21 protein-coding genes are annotated in these 19,237 nt (G+C 58.2%); 12 read left to right on the top strand and 9 right to left on the bottom strand.

The window, feature by feature from the left end:
• Positions 1-62 precede the first annotated feature (62 nt).
• Positions 63-392: a DUF1869 domain-containing protein gene (locus NKJ21_RS11510; RefSeq protein WP_043875095.1), complete on the top strand. Its 330-nt coding sequence runs from the start codon at positions 63-65 to the stop codon at positions 390-392.
• Positions 393-473: 81 nt separating this feature from the next.
• Here the strand turns inward: NKJ21_RS11510 and ychF are convergent, their stop codons facing one another.
• Positions 474-1,568: a redox-regulated ATPase YchF gene (gene ychF, locus NKJ21_RS11505; RefSeq protein WP_008804380.1), complete on the bottom strand. Its 1,095-nt coding sequence runs from the start codon at positions 1,566-1,568 to the stop codon at positions 474-476.
• Positions 1,569-1,685: 117 nt separating this feature from the next.
• The gene (gene pth, locus NKJ21_RS11500; RefSeq protein ID WP_004180389.1) at positions 1,686-2,270 is read right to left on the bottom strand and encodes an aminoacyl-tRNA hydrolase; all 585 of its coding nucleotides are present in this window, start codon (positions 2,268-2,270) and stop codon (positions 1,686-1,688) included.
• Positions 2,271-2,542: 272 nt separating this feature from the next.
• On the opposite strand from pth, the gene ychH reads away from it, so the two are divergent.
• Positions 2,543-2,818 (top strand): stress-induced protein YchH, encoded by a 276-nt coding sequence (gene ychH / locus NKJ21_RS11495; RefSeq protein WP_002910437.1) that lies wholly within the window; start codon positions 2,543-2,545, stop codon positions 2,816-2,818.
• Between the two features lie 220 nt (positions 2,819-3,038).
• Entirely contained in the window at positions 3,039-4,085 is a 1,047-nt protein-coding gene (locus NKJ21_RS11490) for a MerR family transcriptional regulator (protein ID WP_012541336.1), read from the top strand.
• On the opposite strand, the gene dauA is transcribed toward NKJ21_RS11490, so the two are convergent.
• From dauA to lolB, 4 genes are all read right to left on the bottom strand, one after another.
• On the bottom strand, positions 4,086-5,765 hold the full coding sequence (gene dauA / locus NKJ21_RS11485) for a C4-dicarboxylic acid transporter DauA (protein WP_071787626.1): 1,680 nt from the start codon (positions 5,763-5,765) through the stop codon (positions 4,086-4,088).
• A 250-nt stretch (positions 5,766-6,015) separates the two neighbouring features.
• A complete protein-coding gene (gene prs / locus NKJ21_RS11480) occupies positions 6,016-6,963 on the bottom strand; it encodes a ribose-phosphate diphosphokinase (protein WP_002910407.1) in 948 nt (315 codons plus the stop codon).
• Positions 6,964-7,146: 183 nt separating this feature from the next.
• Positions 7,147-7,995, bottom strand: a complete 849-nt coding sequence (ispE, locus tag NKJ21_RS11475) for a 4-(cytidine 5'-diphospho)-2-C-methyl-D-erythritol kinase (RefSeq protein ID WP_012541338.1) — start codon at positions 7,993-7,995, stop codon at positions 7,147-7,149.
• Positions 7,995-8,606: a lipoprotein insertase outer membrane protein LolB gene (gene lolB / locus NKJ21_RS11470; protein WP_008804385.1), complete on the bottom strand. Its 612-nt coding sequence runs from the start codon at positions 8,604-8,606 to the stop codon at positions 7,995-7,997. The genes ispE and lolB overlap by 1 nt, the downstream gene beginning before the upstream one ends.
• A gap of 271 nt (positions 8,607-8,877) precedes the next feature.
• Here lolB and hemA point away from each other — a divergent pair, with 271 nt between their 5' ends.
• Genes hemA through kdsA form a run of 6 tightly spaced genes read left to right on the top strand, consistent with a single transcriptional unit; the run spans position 8,878 to position 14,209 of the window.
• Positions 8,878-10,134, top strand: a complete 1,257-nt coding sequence (hemA, locus tag NKJ21_RS11465; RefSeq protein ID WP_012541339.1) for a glutamyl-tRNA reductase — start codon at positions 8,878-8,880, stop codon at positions 10,132-10,134.
• Between the two features lie 42 nt (positions 10,135-10,176).
• Entirely contained in the window at positions 10,177-11,259 is a 1,083-nt protein-coding gene (gene prfA, locus NKJ21_RS11460) for a peptide chain release factor 1 (RefSeq protein ID WP_008804387.1), read from the top strand.
• Positions 11,259-12,107, top strand: coding sequence for a peptide chain release factor N(5)-glutamine methyltransferase (prmC, locus tag NKJ21_RS11455; RefSeq protein ID WP_239270535.1), 849 nt, complete (start codon positions 11,259-11,261; stop codon positions 12,105-12,107). Before prfA ends, prmC begins: the two co-directional genes overlap by 1 nt.
• Positions 12,107-12,499: an invasion regulator SirB2 gene (gene sirB2 / locus NKJ21_RS11450; protein ID WP_008804389.1), complete on the top strand. Its 393-nt coding sequence runs from the start codon at positions 12,107-12,109 to the stop codon at positions 12,497-12,499. Before prmC ends, sirB2 begins: the two co-directional genes overlap by 1 nt.
• 3 nt (positions 12,500-12,502) lie before the next feature.
• Entirely contained in the window at positions 12,503-13,315 is an 813-nt protein-coding gene (gene sirB1 / locus NKJ21_RS11445) for an invasion regulator SirB1 (RefSeq protein WP_008804390.1), read from the top strand.
• A 39-nt stretch (positions 13,316-13,354) separates the two neighbouring features.
• The gene (kdsA, locus tag NKJ21_RS11440) at positions 13,355-14,209 is read left to right on the top strand and encodes a 3-deoxy-8-phosphooctulonate synthase (protein WP_002910393.1); all 855 of its coding nucleotides are present in this window, start codon (positions 13,355-13,357) and stop codon (positions 14,207-14,209) included.
• Between the two features lie 87 nt (positions 14,210-14,296).
• On the opposite strand, the gene chaA is transcribed toward kdsA, so the two are convergent.
• Entirely contained in the window at positions 14,297-15,397 is a 1,101-nt protein-coding gene (gene chaA, locus NKJ21_RS11435) for a sodium-potassium/proton antiporter ChaA (protein WP_008804391.1), read from the bottom strand.
• Between the two features lie 263 nt (positions 15,398-15,660).
• Here chaA and chaB point away from each other — a divergent pair, with 263 nt between their 5' ends.
• A complete protein-coding gene (chaB, locus tag NKJ21_RS11430; RefSeq protein ID WP_008804392.1) occupies positions 15,661-15,891 on the top strand; it encodes a putative cation transport regulator ChaB in 231 nt (76 codons plus the stop codon).
• Positions 15,892-16,027: 136 nt separating this feature from the next.
• Positions 16,028-16,708, top strand: a complete 681-nt coding sequence (locus NKJ21_RS11425; RefSeq protein WP_004152258.1) for a gamma-glutamylcyclotransferase — start codon at positions 16,028-16,030, stop codon at positions 16,706-16,708.
• Between the two features lie 218 nt (positions 16,709-16,926).
• Here NKJ21_RS11425 and NKJ21_RS11420 read toward each other — a convergent pair whose 3' ends face one another.
• Together NKJ21_RS11420 and NKJ21_RS11415 are read right to left on the bottom strand one after the other, a co-directional pair.
• A complete protein-coding gene (locus tag NKJ21_RS11420; RefSeq protein ID WP_002910387.1) occupies positions 16,927-17,169 on the bottom strand; it encodes a DUF1883 domain-containing protein in 243 nt (80 codons plus the stop codon).
• Between the two features lie 238 nt (positions 17,170-17,407).
• Positions 17,408-17,761, bottom strand: coding sequence for a DsrE/DsrF/TusD sulfur relay family protein (locus NKJ21_RS11415; protein ID WP_008804393.1), 354 nt, complete (start codon positions 17,759-17,761; stop codon positions 17,408-17,410).
• Between the two features lie 68 nt (positions 17,762-17,829).
• Here NKJ21_RS11415 and nasR point away from each other — a divergent pair, with 68 nt between their 5' ends.
• Positions 17,830-19,011 carry a nitrate regulatory protein NasR gene (gene nasR, locus NKJ21_RS11410; protein WP_008804394.1) on the top strand — a complete coding sequence of 394 codons (1,182 nt, stop codon included), beginning with the start codon at positions 17,830-17,832 and terminating at the stop codon, positions 19,009-19,011.
• Positions 19,012-19,237: the final 226 nt, after the last annotated feature.

Below are 19,237 nucleotides of genomic sequence, written 5' to 3'. Positions count from 1 at the left end.
ACTTTGCTGATAAAACCGGGCTGATAATGTGACGCCCGGGCAACGAAACCGGAGGAAAAGACATGGCAACGGCAAGAAGCGGCTATACGCTGCAGGTGATAAAGGCAGGGCAGCAGGGACATGTTGAAATGAGGTGGGGGCATCTCGCAGACGTTGATACGCGCGCGGCGGCGGCGGCCATCGTGCAGCAAATCGGGCGACCATCGTCCGCAGCGGGACAGCTGGAGATCAGCCTGTCACTGACCAATGCCGCCAGCGGCATCTCGGTCGAGCTTCATCACCCGGCCTCAGGGGAAAGCGCCACCCCGGCTTTCATCGAGGGCGAGTTAAAGAAAATTGTGCAGATCGTTGATGGCTATGAGGCGGCTGAAGAGACCCATATTGTGGAGTAGCGTGTCGTCCGGGTAAAAAAAATCCACGCCGCTGCGTGGATTTTTATGACGCGGTGGTGGCGAAAACGCCAGCCAGCGGGATCAGACGTTGAACAGGAAGTTCATCACATCGCCATCTTTCACGATGTAGTCTTTACCTTCAGCACGCATTTTACCGGCTTCTTTTGCACCCTGTTCGCCTTTGTAGGTAATAAAATCTTCATAGGCGATGGTCTGCGCGCGGATAAAACCTTTTTCGAAGTCGGTGTGGATCTTACCGGCTGCCTGCGGGGCGGTTGCCCCGACCGGGATGGTCCATGCGCGAACTTCCTTCACCCCTGCGGTGAAGTAGGTCTGCAGATTCAGCAGCTCGTAACCGGCGCGGATCACGCGGTTGAGGCCTGGCTCTTCGAGACCCAGCTCGGCCATAAACTCGTCGCGGTCAGCGTCGTCCAGCTCGGCAATATCGGACTCAACGGCGGCGCAAACGGCGACGACCACAGAACCTTCGGCGGCGGCAATTTCACGGACTTTATCGAGATAAGGGTTATTCTCAAAGCCGTCTTCATTGACGTTGGCGATATACATGGTCGGCTTCAGCGTCAGGAAGCTGAGGTATTTAATCGCTGCTTTGTCTTCGTCGGTCAGGTTTTTCAGTGAACGCAGCATGCCGGCATTTTCCAGCTGCGGCAGGCATTTTTCCAGCGCCGCCAGCTCAGCTTTAGCGTCTTTATCGCCGCCTTTAGCTTTCTTCTGCACACGGTGGATAGCGCGCTCGCAGGTGTCCAGATCGGAGAGTGCCAGCTCGGTGTTGATAACGTCGATGTCGTCAGCCGGATCCACTTTGTTGTTAACGTGGATAATGTTGTCATTTTCAAAGCAGCGAACCACGTGGCCGATAGCTTCGGTTTCACGGATGTTGGTCAGAAACTGGTTGCCGAGACCTTCACCTTTGGACGCGCCTTTCACCAGGCCCGCGATATCAACGAATTCCATCGTCGTCGGCAGGATGCGCTGCGGTTTGACGATTTCAGCCAGCTTGTCCAGACGCGGATCGGGCATCGGTACGACACCGGTGTTCGGCTCAATGGTACAGAAGGGGAAGTTGGCCGCTTCAATACCCGCTTTGGTGAGCGCATTGAACAGGGTGGATTTGCCGACGTTGGGCAAACCGACGATACCGCATTTGAATCCCATGATTTAAATCACCTTAATCTTTGGATAATCAATCTGTTATAAGCAACAGATTGCAGAAAATTGAATAGCTTTGCCTATTATACACGGTGCGCGGCAAAAATGCCGCACGACAACGGCTTATTGCGCCTTAAAGGCATGTAAGCGGTTGGTGGCTTTGGTCAGCCCGTCCTTTAACCAGATTTCGGTGCAGCGCGCCGCTTCGTCGACAGCATCATCAATCAGTTTCTGCTCGCTGGCCGGCGGTTTGCCGAGTACAAAGCCGACAACCTTGTTTTTGTCACCCGGATGGCCGATCCCGACGCGTAAGCGGTGAAAGTTCGGGTTATTGCCGAGCTTACTGATGATGTCCTTCAGGCCGTTGTGGCCGCCGTGGCCACCGCCAAGCTTGAATTTCGCCACCCCGGGCGGCAAATCCAGCTCATCATGGGCGACCAGAATTTCATCCGGGTTGATGCGATAAAAGGTCGCCATTGCAGCCACTGCTTTACCGCTGAGGTTCATAAACGTCGTAGGAACCAGCAGGCGAACGTCTTCGCCCGCCAGATTGATGCGCGAGGTGTAGCCGAAGAACTTGCTCTCTTCGCGCAGCGGCGCACGATGGCGATCCGCCAGTAAATCGACATACCAGGCGCCAGCGTTGTGCCGGGTGGCGGCATATTCCGCACCGGGGTTGGCCAGGCCGACAATCAGTTTAATGGTCACGTTTTCTTTCCTGCATGGGGCATTCTCTGCCGCGTAGTGTACTGTCTGCGGGCGCGCTTGACAAAGTTCTGCCCACGAGACAATACCAGCATTGATGATTACCCACCTGAATCATTAGAATTTGATATTGTTCAGAGGCTTATTTGTAAATATTTGTCTAATCGGTGTTCACTAATGTGATCGTGGGCGCACTCCAGGGCAGGGACCCTGTCTATACTACACCTATAAGATTTGGGGATATTCCCTGGCAACCCAAAGTCCGGAGGTGACACATGAAACGCAAAAACGCTTCGTTACTCGGTAACGTACTCATGGGGTTAGGGTTGGTGGTGATGGTTGTGGGGGTAGGTTACTCCATTCTGAACCAGCTTCCGCAGCTTAACCTGCCGCAATTCTTTGCACATGGCGCAATCTTAAGCATCTTCGTTGGCGCCGTGCTCTGGCTGGCCGGTGCCCGTATTGGCGGCCACGAGCAGGTCAGCGACCGCTACTGGTGGGTGCGCCACTATGATAAACGCTGCCGTCGTAATCAGCATCGCCACAGCTAACCGTAGCATGATTTCCCGCATCGGCCCCTGAAGGCCGATGCGTTTTCCTGTGACTCTCGTTATTTCCTCCTCTTTTCCCCATCACCATACGACCCCATTCCGTCCTGACCTCCGTGCTGCTAAGGTTGCCACCAAAATGAATAGCTAATGAGGTTTTCGCTTGACCCTGACGTTACGTCAGGCAGCAGAGTAGCGGACCTGGCCACAGAGAGGAGCAGTCATGTTAATTCAGGTGGGAGAGCTGGCGAAGCGCGCCGGAATGACGGTGCGTACGCTGCATCATTATGAACAGACGGGGCTGTTAACGCCTTCGGCCAGAAGCGAGGCGGGCTATCGGCTCTATAACCTGTCCGCGGTTCAGCGCCTGCATATGATAAAGGCGCTGGCGCAGGCCGGGCTGACGCTCGCCACCATCAAGGACTATCTCGATCGGCAAACGCTGTCGCTACCCGAGCTGCTGACGCAGCAGATAGAGACGCTCAACGCCCAATTGCGCGATGTCGGCAGGCTGCGCGACCGGCTGTTGGTGCTGCGCGAGGCGCTGGCGGGCGGCAATGAACCCGATCTGGAGTCCTGGCTACAGACGCTGGAGTTAATGAAAATGTACGATCGTTGGTTTAGTCAACAGGAGTTAGCCGCGCTGCCGTTTGCGGCACAGGATGAACAGCGCGCGCAGGCGTGGCGCGAGCTAACAGAGGAGGTGCAGACGCTGATGGCGAGCGGCTGCCCGACGGACAGTCCGCAGGCGATGAGTCTGGCGACGCGCTGGATGGAGCGCCTGGAGCAGGATACGGCAGGGCGCCCGGAGTTTCTGACCCGCCTGAACGAGATGCATGCCGCCGAGCCGCAAATGGTTGAACAGACCGGCGTCACCCCGGCCATCATCGCCTTTATCACCGAGGCCTTTGCCGAAAGTAAACTGGCCATCTGGGCGCGGTACCTCGACGACGAGGAGATGGCGTTCACCCGCCGGCACTATTTCGACCGGCTACAGGAGTGGCCTGCGCTGGTGGCGAAGCTGCATCAGGCGTGCCGGGAGGGCGTAGCGCCGGACTCGGCGTCGGGTCAGGCGCTGGCCCGGGCGTGGCTTGAACTGTTTCAGTCCTATGCCGGTACCCGGCCGCAGACGTTGCAGAAGTTTCGTCGGGCAATGGAGCAGGAGCCGCATTTGATGAAGGGCACCTGGATGACGCCGGCGGTGCTGAGCTGGCTGCAGCAGGCGACCGGAGCCTTGATGCGGCAGGCGCAGGGGCCTGCCGCCGGGTGATCACAGGTCAGCCAGCGCGGCCTGACGATCGGGGTAGAAGCTCAGGCGTCCGGGCAGCGGCTTGACGCCGGCGCGCGCTAACGTGCGCAGCGGCTGAAACTCGAGGTTAGATACGCGCAATTCACAGCCTTCCGGCAGCTTGTTCACAAAGCGCTGGAAGGCATCCAGACCACCGGCGTCGAGAACCGGCACCGCGTCCCATTTCAGCACCACGATGCGCTTGCCGGCGATCCGGGTCTCCAGGTCGTTGAACAAGCCTTCGGCGGCGGCAAAGAACAGCGGCCCAATCACCCGCAGCACCAGCACATCGTCTGGCACCTCGACGTTGACCGGCGCCAGATGGGTCATGCGCGCGATACGGCGCATAAACAACAGCGAGGCCAGCACGATCCCGACGCTGATGGCAATCACCATATCAAACAGCACCGTCAGCGACATGCACATCAGCATCACCACGATGTCGTCTTTCGGTGCGTGGCGCAGCAGGTTGATCACTTTATGCGCCTCGCTCATATTCCATGCCACCATCAGCAGCAGGGCGGCCATCGCCGACAGCGGCAGCCAGGAGAGCAGCGGGGCGAGGATCAGCAGCGCCAGGATCACCAGCAGGGCGTGGATCACGGCGGCCACCGGCGATGTGGCGCCGGCGCGGACGTTCGCCGCCGAGCGGGCAATCGCCGCAGTGGCAGTGATCCCGCCGAAGAACGGCGCAACGATGTTGCCCAGCCCCTGGCCAATCAGCTCGCTATTGGCTTTGTGCTTGGTGCCGGTCATGCCATCGAGCACCACCGCGCACAGCAGAGACTCAATGGCGCCGAGCATCGCCATGGAGAAGGCGGCAGGCAGCAGGGCCTGCAGCGAGGCCCAGCTCAGGGTAAAGTTTGAGCCCGGCATATCCCAGGGGAGTACCAGCTGCGGCAGCAGCTGTGGAATGCCGTTGCCCTGAGTGCCGTCTGCCAGCTGATAGTGGAACTGCGAGCCGATCGTCGCGACATCGCCGCCGAGCAAATTGACTACCAGCATCACCGCGCAGCCGGCGAGTAATGCCGGAAGATGGCCCGGCAGACGGATACCCAGCCGCGGCCAGAGGATCAAGGTGCCAAGGGTGACGACGCCGATGGCGGCATCGCCGGGGTTAATCGTTGGCAGGGCCATCGCCAGCGCTGCCACTTTCTGCAGGTAATGCTCCGGCACATGGGGCATCTGCAGGCCGAGGAAGTCTTTAATCTGCATGGTACCGATGGTGATACCGATCCCGGAGGTGAAACCGAGAGTCACCGACAGCGGGATATATTCGATCAGACGGCCAAAGCGCGCCAGACCAAAGAGAATTAAAAAGATCCCCGACATCAGCGTCGCCACCAGTAGCCCCGCCAGACCAAACTGCTGGGAAACCGGATAGAGGATCACCACAAAGGCGGCGGTCGGGCCGGAAACGCTAAAGCGCGACCCGCCGGTTAAGGCGATCACAATCCCTGCCACCGCTGAGGTATAGAGGCCGTACTGCGGCGGCACACCGCTGCCAATCGCCAGCGCCATCGCCAGCGGAATCGCAATGATCCCGACGGTGATCCCGGCGATCAGATCGCGGGTAAAGCGGGCGGTGGTGTACTTTTCTTTCCAACAAGCGTCGATGAGGGCGCGGAAAGGCATCACATGTGAGGAAAATAATCTGTTCACAATAATGTTTCATCCATGAGCGCATCATCTGTCAACTAAATGGCAGGTGAAGGAGGCATTGGTCATTTCCACGTCATCCTTCGGGATGCCTCTGTGTTGGCTGCGTTCATTTACCCCGGTCACGTACTGCCTGTACGCTCCCGGGGATTCATTCACTTGCCGCCTTGACGCATGCCGAATGATTTTGTGGAAGAATTAAAAATTCAGAGACAAAAAAACCCGCCGCAGCGGGTTTTTATGCTCGGCTCGATTAATGTTCGAACATAGCAGAGATAGATTCTTCATTGCTGATACGGCGAATAGCTTCAGCCAGCATACCGGAGAGCGTCAGAGTACGCACTTTATCCAGCGCTTTAATTTCGGGTGCCAGCGGAATGGTATCGCAAACGACAAATTCATCAATCACAGAGTTTTTGATGTTCTGGATAGCGTTACCGGAGAAGATCGGGTGCGTGGCGTAAGCGAATACGCGTTTCGCGCCACGCTCTTTCAGCGCTTCTGCCGCTTTACACAGGGTGCCGCCGGTGTCGATCATATCGTCGACCATCACGCAGTCACGACCAGCCACGTCGCCGATGATATGCATCACCTGGGAGACGTTGGCGCGCGGACGGCGCTTGTCGATGATAGCCATATCGGTATCATTCAGCAGTTTAGCGATAGCGCGGGCACGCACGACGCCGCCGATGTCCGGAGAAACCACAATCGGGTTGTCCAGGTTCAGCTGCAGCATATCTTCCAGCAGGATTGGGCTGCCGAACACGTTATCAACTGGCACATCGAAGAAGCCCTGGATCTGTTCTGCGTGCAGGTCAACGGTCAGCACGCGGTCAACGCCGACGCTGGACAGGAAATCTGCCACCACTTTCGCGGTGATTGGCACACGAGCAGAACGAACACGACGGTCCTGGCGAGCATAACCGAAGTAAGGGATAACGGCGGTGATACGACCTGCCGAAGCACGACGCAGAGCATCAACCATAACAACCAGTTCCATCAGGTTGTCATTGGTGGGAGCACAAGTGGACTGGATGATGAAAATATCACCACCGCGTACGTTTTCATTGATTTGTACGCTGACTTCGCCGTCGCTAAAACGACCTACAGCGGCGTCGCCAAGAGAAGTGTACAGGCGGTTGGCAATACGTTGTGCTAGTTCCGGGGTGGCGTTACCAGCAAAAAGCTTCATATCAGGCACGAGAAGAACCTCAGGCATGCGTCCAGTGGTGGATGAGTGGGCCAATAATGTGCGGGCTGGCGCCATTCGATCCAGTCGGTGTATTTAAAGAGCACGATGCAACGTCTGGAACAGGGTGACGTTGTCACCGTAACTCAATTTCCCCGGTTGACTCGTTATCGTTGCGCCATCACGGCGCAGGATTCAGAGCAGGGCCTGCTTGAGCGGCGAGAGGTTAACTCCGCGCGCTACAAAGCCATTTAGCCATGCCGGGGCAGTGTCCAGCACCTGACGGGCAGCGGATTCGGTGTTAAATTCAGCAAACACACAGGCCCCTGTGCCGGTCAGGCGTGACGGCGCATATTCTAACAGCCAGGAAAGCGCTGCATCAACCTCGCGAAAACGTTTTCTTGCGATAAGCTCGCAATCGTTGCTGAATTCACAATTTAATAACGTATTAATTGACCGGCGCGGGGTATTTCGTGGTAGCTCCGGATCGCGAAAAATGACTGGCGTCGGAATACTGACCCCCGGGTGCGCCACCAGGTACCATTTTTCCTCGGGCTCCACCGGCGTCAGAATTTCGCCGACTCCTTCGGCAAAGGCGGCATGACCGCGCACGAAGACCGGCACATCGGCCCCCAGCTGAAGGCCCAGGGTCGCCAGCTCCTCTTCCGAGAGACCGCAGCCCCAGAGATGGTTGAGCGCCACCAGCACGGTGGCGGCATTGGATGAGCCGCCGCCCAGGCCGCCGCCCATCGGCAGGCGCTTGTCGACACTGATATCGGCGCCGCTACCCGCCGGAAGGCGGTCGCTTTCGCTGGCGGCACGCATCAGCAGACGCGCAGCGCGAACGATCAGGTTCTCCTCGTCCGGCACGCCGGCCACCGGCGTCAGCAGGCGCAGTTGACCGTCAGTTCGCGGTTCGATGGTCAAGGTGTCGCCATAGTCGAGAAACTGAAACAGCGTCTGCAGGGTATGGTAACCATCGGCCCGCTGGCCGGTGATATATAAAAACAGATTCAGTTTTGCAGGAGAGGGCCAGCGGCTCATCATTTCACGATCCAGTTATCCATCTTCAGCTTGATGCGCTGAGCGCCATTGTTCAGCTCGACATTAGACGGCAGGGCTGGCTGGGTATCGCTGGTGTAGCCGCCGTAGGTGACGTGCCAGGTTTTGCCATTTTGCGTGTAGTTAAGTTCACGCAGACGGTACTGATCGTCCAGCGAATAGTCGGTGGCGTCGCCCGGCAGGCCGATGATCCACTGGCGCAGGCTGTTCAGCGGGATCGGCATCCCGGTCAGGCGGCCGATCATCTCTTCGGCATCGGTGGCGGTGTAGGTCTGGCCTTTGTTATCGATCAGCTGCACGCTGCCTGGCTGCGCGGTCAGCGACAGCTCGGTGCTGCCCAGCGGGTTGGTCAGCAGCAGGCGATAGCGGTCCTGGCCGGTCTGTTGCCAGAAGAAGCGAGCATAGACTTTTTGCTCATCGGAAAGATAGGCAAACGCCCCGCGAGTCTGGAACTGGTTGAGGCTGCGAACAGCCTGCTGGTGCTGACGCCACTGCGGCGAATCCGGGCTTTTGCCAGGCCCTTGCGGCGTATGAAGAGAACAGGCGGTGAGGACGAGGCTGGCCAGCGGCAGCAAGCGGAACAGTCGATTCATAATGATGACAAATCCTTGATGTCTACAGGGAAAAACGGCGGCAGGGGAATAGCGGGCCGATTTGTGTAGCAGGTTACATTTATAACCCTTAATGCTAGCGTCGCCGGGCGATAGCGTCTACGTTCAAGTTGTCTGAAATCAAAAAATTAACGTTAATGGCGGTCTTGCTTTGGCTATTACTCCAAAAGGGGAGCCTCTCTTTTATTGATTACGCGCATCCTGTATGATGCACTCAGACTAACCTTAGCAACGCTGGTACTACTCCCTCACAATGACCCTTTTAGCTCTTGGCATCAATCACAAAACAGCGCCGGTCGACCTGCGAGAACGCGTGACGTTTTCGCCGGAAACGCTCGATCAGGCGCTGGAGAGCTTGCTGGCTCAGCCGATGGTGCAGGGTGGGGTAGTGCTGTCGACCTGCAACCGCACGGAACTCTATCTCAGCGTCGAAGAGCAGGACAATCTGCAGGAAGCGCTGATCCGCTGGCTGTGCAACTATCACGGCCTCAACGAAGAAGACCTGCGTAAGAGCCTCTACTGGCACCAGGATAATGACGCCGTCAGCCATCTGATGCGCGTCGCCAGCGGCCTCGATTCGCTGGTGCTGGGCGAGCCGCAGATCCTCGGCCAGGTGAAAAAAGCGTTTGCTGATTCCAGCCGCGGTCATCTGAACGTCAGCGAACTGGAGCGGATGTTCCAGAAATCGTTCTCGGTGGCAAAGCGTGTGCGTACCGAAACCGATATCGGCGCCAGCGCCGTTTCCGTCGCGTTCGCCGCCTGTACCCTGGCGCGGCAAATCTTTGAATCGCTCTCCAGCGTCACCGTGTTACTGGTCGGCGCCGGTGAAACCATCGAACTGGTGGCGCGCCATCTTCGCGAACATCACGTGCGCAAAATGGTGATTGCCAACCGCACCCGCGAACGCGCCCAGGCGCTGGCGGACGAAGTGGGCGCCGAGGTGATTGCCCTCAGCGATATCGACGAACGGCTGAAAGAGGCCGACATTATTATCAGCTCCACCGCCAGCCCGCTGCCGATCATCGGCAAAGGCATGGTGGAGCGCGCGCTTAAGGCGCGGCGTAACCAGCCGATGCTGCTGGTGGATATCGCCGTTCCGCGCGATGTCGAACCGGAGGTCGGCAAACTGGCCAACGCCTACCTTTACAGCGTCGACGATCTGCAAAACATCATTCAGCATAACCTGGCGCAGCGTAAAGCCGCGGCGGTGCAGGCGGAATCGATCGTCGAGCAGGAGACCAGCGAATTTATGGCCTGGCTGCGCGCGCAGAGCGCCAGCGAGACGATTCGCGAATACCGTTCTCAGTCTGAGCAGGTCCGTGAGGAGCTGACCGCGAAGGCGCTGGCCGCGCTGGAGCAGGGCGGTGATGCCCAGGAAATTATGCAGGATCTGGCCCGCAAGCTGACCAACCGCCTGATCCACGCGCCAACCAAATCTCTTCAGCAGGCCGCCCGTGACGGGGACGACGAACGCCTGCATATTCTGCGCAACAGCCTCGGGCTGGAATAGCGCACCTTTCTCTTATTTTCAGGACAGGGTGAATTCACGCCTATGAAGTCTTCTATTGTTGCCAAACTGGAAGCGTTGTACGAGCGCCATGAAGAAGTGCAGGCGCTGCTCGGCGATGCCGCGACGATTGCCGATCAGGATAAATTCCGCGCGTTGTCGCGGGAATACGCTCAACTGAGCGATGTGGCGCGCTGCTATACCGACTGGCGTCAGGTGCAGGAGGATATCGAAACTGCGCAGATGATGCTCGACGATCCGGAGATGCGCGAAATGGCGCAGGAAGAGCTGCGTGACGCCAAAGAAAAAGGCGACCAGCTGGAGCAACAGCTGCAGGTACTGCTGCTGCCGAAAGATCCCGATGACGAGCGTAACGCTTTCGTGGAAGTGCGCGCCGGAACCGGCGGCGACGAAGCGGCGCTGTTTGCCGGCGATCTGTTCCGCATGTACAGCCGCTACGCGGAATCGCGCCGCTGGCAGGTGGAGATCCTCAGCGCCAACGAAGGTGAACACGGCGGATTCAAAGAGGTGATCGCCAAATTCAGCGGCGACGGCGTTTACGGTCGGCTGAAATTTGAATCCGGCGGCCATCGCGTGCAGCGTGTGCCGGCCACCGAATCGCAGGGACGTATTCATACCTCCGCCTGCACCGTGGCGGTGATGCCGGAGCTGCCGGAAGCCGAAATGCCGGACATTAACCCGGCGGATCTGCGCATCGATACTTTCCGCTCCTCCGGCGCGGGCGGTCAGCACGTCAACACCACCGACTCAGCTATCCGTATTACTCACCTGCCGACCGGCATCGTGGTGGAGTGTCAGGACGAACGTTCCCAGCATAAAAACAAAGCCAAGGCGTTGTCAGTGCTGGGGGCGCGTATCCGCGCCGCCGAAGTGGCCAAGCGTCAGCAGGCGGAAGCCTCCACGCGCCGTAACCTGCTGGGCAGCGGCGATCGTAGCGACCGTAACCGCACTTACAATTTCCCACAGGGGCGCGTGACCGACCACCGCATCAACCTGACGCTTTATCGTCTGGATGAAACCATGGAAGGCAAACTCGATATGCTGATTGAGCCAATTGTTCAGGAATATCAGGCCGATCAGCTGGCGGCGCTGTCCGAGCAGGAATGATGACCTTTCAGGCCTGGCTGCAGCAGGCGATCGCCCGGCTGCGTGAAAGCGACAGCCCGCGACGCGATGCCGAGATCCTGCTGGGACATGTTACCGGCCGGGCGCGCACCTGGATTTTGGCCTTCGGCGAAACGACGCTGTCCGCTGACGAGGCGACGACGCTGGAGGCGCTCCTGCAGCGACGTCAGCGCGGAGAACCCATTGCCCACCTGGTTGGGCAGCGTGAGTTCTGGTCGCTGCCGCTGTTCGTCTCCCCGGCGACGCTGATCCCCCGACCGGATACCGAGTGTCTGGTGGAGCAGGCGCTGGCGCGACTGCCTGCCATGCCGTGCCGTATTCTCGACCTCGGCACCGGGACCGGCGCCATTGCTCTGGCGCTGGCCAGCGAGCGTCCGGATTGCGAGGTCACCGCGGTGGATGTGATGCCGGACGCCGTGGCGCTGGCATTGCGCAATGCCGCTCATCTGGACATCGCTAACGTGACGATACGGCAAAGCGACTGGTTTAGCGCGCTGGCCGGGCAGCGTTTTGCCATGATCGTCAGTAATCCACCCTATATCGACGCCGCCGACCCGCATCTCGCCGAGGGCGATGTGCGCTTTGAGCCGTTGACGGCGCTGGTCGCTGCCGATCAGGGGCTGGCGGATCTGGCGCAGATTATCCGCGAGGGACGGCAGTATCTGCTGCCCGGCGGCTGGATGCTGCTGGAGCATGGCTGGACCCAGGGCGAGGCGGTTCGCGCCCTGTTCCGCGAAGCGGGCTATCTCGACGTCGCGACCTGTCGCGACTATGGCGACAATGAACGTCTGACTCTCGGACGTTTACCCGACATGGAGAACGTTGGCTGATGAACTTATTCACGGCTGTCCTCTACCTGCACATCGCCAGCGTGGTGGTGTCGGTAGGATTGTTCGTTTTACGTTACTGGTGGATGTATCATCAGAGCCCGCTGCTGAACCAGCGGTGGGTGCGAATTGCGCCGCACTGCAGCGATACGCTGCTGTTTCTCAGCGGTGCGGGTTTAATGGCGATAACGCACTACCTGCCGTTCACCGAAGACGGCGCATGGCTGACTGAAAAGCTGTTTGGCGTTATCATTTACATCGCATTAGGTTTTATCGCGCTGGGCCGCCGTCGTCCGCGCAGCCAGCAGAGTCGTTTTATCGCGTTCCTGCTGGCGCTGGTGGTGTTGTTTATTATCATTCAACTCGCCATCACAAGAATACCGATACTGGGGTAGGGCATGGGGTCATTAGCGGATTTCGAATTTAACAAAGCGCCATTGTGTGATGGCATGGTCCTCATTTCTGAACAGGTCCGCGACGATTTTCCGTCGCGTTTTGTCGAGGAAGAGCTGCAGCGGCTGCTGCGCCTCGCGCAGGAGGAGATTGCGCCGTCGTGGGACCAGGAGCGCCAGATAGAACGCCTGCTGGCGCTGTTTTACGACGAGTGGGGCTTTGGCGCGTCGCAGGGCATTTATCGTCTTTCCGACGCGTTATGGCTGGATAAAGTGCTGGTCAACCGTCAGGGGAGCGCGGTGTCGTTAGGCGCGATCCTGCTGTGGATCGCCCAGCGCCTGGCGCTGCCGGTGGTGCCGGTGATCTTCCCGACCCAAATGCTGTTGCGTGCGGATCCGGAAACCAGCGAAGAGATGTGGCTGATTAATCCGTTTAACGGCGAGACCCTCGACGAACATACCCTGGAGGTATGGCTGAAGGGCAACATCGGGCCGGTGGCGGAACTGTTTAATGAAGATCTCGACGAAGCGGATAACGCCGAGGTGATCCGCAAGCTGCTGGACACCCTGAAGTCGGCGCTGATGGAAGAGCGGCAGATGGAGCTGGCTCTGCGCGCCAGCGAAGCGCTGCTGCAGTTTAACCCGGAAGATCCGTATGAGATCCGCGACCGCGGGCTGATATACGCCCAGCTGGACTGCGATCACGTGGCGCTGTTGGATCTGAGCTATTTCGTTGAGCAGTGCCCGGAGGATCCGATCAGTGAGATGATCCGCGCGCAGATCAACACGATTTCGCACAAACAAATTACATTGCATTAGTCTGGAACCATTCCGGTTACACCCTGATAAGGCGAACTTATGAAACAAAAAGTGGTTAGCATTGGTGATATCAACGTAGCAAACGACCTGCCGTTCGTGCTGTTCGGCGGGATGAACGTGCTGGAGTCGCGCGACCTGGCGATGCGCATCTGTGAACATTACGTCACCGTTACGCAGAAGCTTGGCATCCCCTACGTCTTCAAAGCCTCCTTTGATAAAGCCAACCGTTCCTCCATCCACTCCTATCGTGGTCCGGGTCTGGAAGAAGGGATGAAGATTTTCCAGGAGCTGAAGCAGACCTTTGGCGTGAAAATCATCACCGACGTTCATGAAGCCAGCCAGGCGCAGCCGGTGGCTGACGTGGTGGACGTGATCCAGCTTCCGGCCTTCCTCGCGCGCCAGACTGACCTGGTGGAAGCGATGGCCAAAACCGGGGCGGTGATCAACGTCAAGAAGCCGCAGTTCGTCAGCCCGGGTCAGATGGGCAATATCGTCGATAAGTTTATCGAAGGCGGTAACGACAAAGTGATCCTCTGCGACCGCGGCGCTAACTTCGGTTACGACAACCTGGTCGTGGATATGCTCGGCTTCGGCGTGATGAAGAAAGCCTCCAACAACTCGCCGGTTATCTTCGACGTCACCCACGCGCTGCAGTGCCGCGACCCGTTTGGCGCTGCCTCCGGCGGTCGCCGCGCGCAGGTGAGCGAGCTGGCCCGCGCCGGTATGGCGGTAGGTATCGCCGGTCTGTTTATCGAAGCGCATCCGGATCCGGACCACGCGAAATGCGACGGCCCGTCCGCGCTGCCGCTGGATAAACTGGAGCCGTTCCTCAAGCAGATGAAAGCGATTGACGATCTGGTGAAAAGCTTCGACGAGCTGGATACCAGCAAGTAAGCCTGACCGCATCACAGAAAAAGCCTGCCGGTGTTAACACCGGCAGGCTTTTTTTTCGCCCGGACTCCGCCGGGCGGGTAAGCGGGGTCAGGCGAAAATGGTCATCAGATAGGCGGCGAACAGCGCCAGGTGGGCCGCGCCGTTCAGCACATTGGTGCGCCCGGTGGAGAAGGAGATATGGCACAGCACCAGCGAAGCGACCATCACCACCATCTCCGGGGCGCCAAGGCCAAAGCGCAGCTCATTGCCGGTCAGGAAGGCGATGAGGGTGACCACCGGGACCGTCAGCGAGATGGTGGCCAGTACGGAGCCGAAAAACAGGTTCATCGCCCGCTGAACCTGATTGTTGAGCACCGCTTTGAGGGCGCCAAGGCCTTCCGGCGACAGGATCAGCAGGGCCACCAGGAAGCCGGTAAAGGCCACCGGGGCGTTCATGCTGGTCAACAGCGTTTCCAGCGGATTGGCGTTCATTTTGGTGACTGCGATCACTGCCACCAGGTGCACCAGCAGCCAGGCGGTATGCCACCCGCTGCTGTGGGCAGACGGTTTACCGTGGTGCGGGTCGTCATCGTCGCTGTCGTCTTCATGCTCATAAACAAACAGACTCTGATGGGTTTTGGTTTGAATCAGCAGGAAAACGCCGTACATGGCCGCCGAGATCACCGCCACCAGCAGCGATTGCCCGGTGCTGAAGTTTGCGCCCGGCAGCGCCATCGGAAAGACCAGCACGATAATCGCCAGCGGAAACAGGGCGATAAGATACTGCTTAATGCCGAACAGATTCATATATTGGGTGGCAAATTTACGCCCGCCCAGCAGCAGAGAGAAACCGACCAGACCGCCGGTGACGATCATAATAATGGAGTAGAGCGTATCACGCATCAGGGTCGGCGCGGCGTCGCCGGTGGCCATTAAGGCGGAGATCAGACTGACCTCAAGGATAACCACCGACAGACTGAGAATCAGGGAGCCATAGGGTTCGCCCAGGCGGTGGGCGAGGACGTCGGCGTGGCGGACCACGCTGAAGGCGCTGCTTAAAATACCGACCAGCGCGAGGATATTAATTGCGATAACCACTGGCAGTGACTGGCTGCTGCCCCAGAAAAACAGCACCGCCAGCGCCAGCACCGGAAAGACGAGGGAAGACTCCTTATGGCGGGTTTTTACCGCCTCATGTGCATGGGTCATGAACCATCTCCATTTATGCAGGTGTTATAATTATAAAAACGTAGGGCGGTAAAGTAACAGATTTTGATAAATTACCGCTGGTTTTTTACTTAAATTTACGGGTATCGAGTGATATCTTGATTAGTTTATTATAATTTATGTTTACCACTATTTAGTTCTTACTATTCAGATAATTACTAAAATAATTTTTCTACTCATTTTGACCTTGATAGCCAGCCGCTTGCGTACCAGACTTAAATTTAATGCTCAAACAGGAGGTCAGTATGCCCTATCGCAATAAACAAGAACTCCCCGACAGCGTTCAGCATGTTCTGCCTGCTCATGCGCAGGAAATTTATAAAGAAGCGTTTAACAGCGCCTGGGATCAATATAAAGATAAAGATGAGCGGCGCGATGACGCCAGCCGCGAAGAGACGGCGCACAAAGTCGCCTGGGCGGCGGTGAAGAACAGTTACGAGAAAGGCGATGATGATAAGTGGCATAAGAAAAAATAATTGCTGACGCCGCTTTTATGCTTGCCAGCGCCCCGCTGATTGCTTATTGAAGGATAAAGCTGGATAATATTTCAGCAATATTGACGGATGCATGAGACGAACGCCGGGAAGCGGGCAGTGGCGGAGGTAGTAAACAGTGTTAACTCGTGATTTCTTAATGAATGCGGATTGTAAGACAGCGTTTGGCGCTATTGAGGAATCGCTACTCTGGTCGGCAGAACAACGTGCAGCCTCGCTGGCGGCGACGCTGGCCTGCCGCCCGGATGATGGCTCAGTGTGGATCTTTGGCTACGGTTCGCTTATCTGGAACCCGGCGCTCAATTATCGCGAGTCCTGCACCGGTACGCTGCCGGGCTGGCATCGTGCGTTTTGCCTGCGGTTGACCGCCGGGCGCGGTAGCGCCTGCCAGCCGGGACGCATGCTGGCTCTCAAAGAGGGCGGCCGAACCACCGGCGTCGCCTATCGTTTGCCTGACGACACGCTGGAAGAAGAGCTGACCCTGCTGTGGAAGCGGGAGATGATCACCGGCTGCTATCTGCCCACCTGGTGCAAGCTGGAGCTGGATGACGGACGGACGGTGAATGCCCTGGTGTTTATTATGGATCCGCGCCACCCACTGTTCGAACCGGATACCAGCGCCCAGGTTATCGCCCCGCTGATCGCCCGGGCCAGCGGGCCGCTCGGCACCAACGCCCAGTATCTGTTTTCGCTCGAGCAGGCGCTAAGAAAGCTGGGGATGCACGACGCCAGTCTCGATGACCTGGTGGCCAGCGTACGCGCGCTGTTGGGCGAGAGTCCGACGCCGGGCCTGGCCTGAGCGCGCGCAAAAGAAAAACGCCCGGCATGGCCGGGCGTCCGATTGCTGACCAGTAAGGAAAAAGCGTGGTTTTTCCTTACTGGTGGTTATCAGCCGAAAATCAATAAATTGATTTTCCCTGTTATTTTTCTGGTGCAATCTGCAAGTACAATGATTGCATGAGGTTTGTCATGAATCTCACGCCCGGCACGGCCGGGCGTGTGTTCTGATAGTAACTGTCAGGCCGGAACGTAGCTGATGGAGTGCTCCAGTGACTGGCTGTGACTGTCGATAAGCACGTTCCAGGTGCCGCTGTAGGGCACCGTCAGATAGGCGCTATCCCGATCCTGCACGCTCAGAATATCCGCATGGCTATCGCCCGGGACCTTCGCGCTCATTAGATGAATATGGCAGCGCTCTGAACACCGCACCACCAGTGTGTCACCACCAAATAACGTCAAACTTGCTTTAACCATCGCCATTTTTGTACCCCGTTTCTGTCCCGCTACAGCATCCTGCCCACCCAGTCCTCGCGTGATATTGTTCACACTTTGCTCTGTGCATCACACCAAACGGCGCGGGCCGGGATGCTGATTTTGATCAAAAAAAGGGATAAAGATTAAACAAAAATGACGTTGTTCCTGAAAGCATTCAGCTAACGTTTTTTTTGTCTCTTCAAGCGCCAATACGTGACATTTCATCCCGTTCGACGGCCTACCTTCAGAAGGTCAGCACTTTATCTGCCGCCAGCGTCCACTGGGCCAGCTCAACCAGAGTACCGACCTCCACGCCGTCAATCAGCGGTAGCGCGCTGACGCCGCGGCCGTCCGCGCAGGTTTTGCACAACTTCACCGGCACCTGCTGGGCGGTGAGGATCTCCAGCATCTGCTGCACATTGTATCCTTCCGCCGGCTTCTGCCCGCGCAGCCCGGCGGTGACGGCGTCGGACATCAGAAACAGCCTGAGATCGAGGTCGGACTGTTGCTCGCGCAGGGCAATGGCCAGGCGCAGGCTGTTGAACAGGGATTCGCTGCCATAGGCGGCGCCGTTGGCGATAATCACAATACGTTGCATACAAACTCCTTCTTAAAGGCACGGTTATTGCTTTACCGCAGTATAAAGCGTTAACCCGGAGGAGGGGTATGAATAATACGACTGGTCACGCGCACGATGAGACGGCCTGGCTGCAGCTGGCGCGTCGCCTGCAAAAACAACAACTTCAGCAGCTTAGCCAACTGGGGGAACTGGCCAGCCAGCTCAGCGCGCTGGTGCATATGCTGCAGTGCGAGCGCGGGGCGTCGAATATTTTTCTTTGCTCGGGCGGCCAACTGTATGCGGCGGAATGTCGGGCGGGCGGGGCGCTGGTTGATGAGCGGTTAGCGCTGTTCTATGCCAGTCTCGAACGGGCACGTACGGTCGCCGGCAGCGCGCTGTGCTGGCGCATTGCCAGGGCGGTTGGCGATCTGCTGCAGCTTCCGGCGCTGCGCGAGCAGATCGCCCGCCGGCAGATTGCCGCGGAAGCCGCGACGGAGCAGTTCAGCCGTGTCATCCGCCATCTGCTGAACATCGTCCCGCAGCTCAATGACAGCATTGACGATCCGCCTGTGGCCGGCCGCATGGTCGCGCTGTACAGCTTTATGCAGGGTAAAGAGCTGGTGGGTCAGGAGCGCGCGCTGGGCGCTCTGGGCTTTACCCGCGGCGAGTTCAGCGACAGCCTGCGCCAGCAGCTGGTGGACCGTATTGACGGTCAGCAGCCCTGCTTCGACAGCTTTCAGGCGCTGGGCAGCCCGGCGACCGTCCAGCTGTTTATCACCCAATGCCAGGCCGGCCTGGACATTGAGCAGCTGCGGCGGATCGCCTGCACCCGCCAGCCGGCCGCCGACGGCGGGGAAACGGCGCTGCGCTGGTTTGGCCTGCAAACCCAGCGGCTTGAACACCTGCGCGAAGTGGAAGAGCAATTGATCGACGATCTGCTGAACGCCACCGACGCGCTGTTAGTGGACGACGCGCCTGGCTGGCTGGCCGGCGAGGAAGTCGATACCCTGACGCCGCATCTGGATAAACAGCTGCTGCCGCTGGTGCGCCAGCAGGCCTATGAGCTGCAGCAGCTCTCCAGCCAGCTGGCCTCGCTGAAAGACGCGCTCGAAGAACGCAAGCTGATCGAAAAAGCGAAAAGCCTGCTGATGACGCACCAGGGAATGCAGGAGGAGCAGGCCTGGCAGACGCTGCGCAAGATGGCCATGGACAAAAATCAGCGCATGGTTGAGATAGCCCGCGCGCTGCTGATGGTGAAGGCGATTTGGCCGCTAACACCAAAGGAGTAGATGCACAATCGATGGGCATTCTCTGCCTGTCGGCGGTGCACTTTTACGTGAAAAACCGGCCAACGTTGGGAAAAAGCCTGCCAGTGCGCGATTGCCAAAGCTGGCATCCCGTTTGCATTACTTATTGAGTGAATAAAAGTCCGGACAACGAACCAATGGCGGTTCGGGTGTCCGTGGATAAAGGCGTCCTGCAGTGCGTATGCACTGTCGGACGCTTTTTTTTTGC

Origin of the sequence: Klebsiella sp. SWET4 (genome assembly GCF_024296565.1) — a bacterium.
GTDB lineage: Bacteria > Pseudomonadota > Gammaproteobacteria > Enterobacterales > Enterobacteriaceae > Klebsiella > Klebsiella variicola.
Note: the sequence above shows the minus strand (reverse complement) of the source record. Positions and strands in the feature narration are given on the sequence as shown.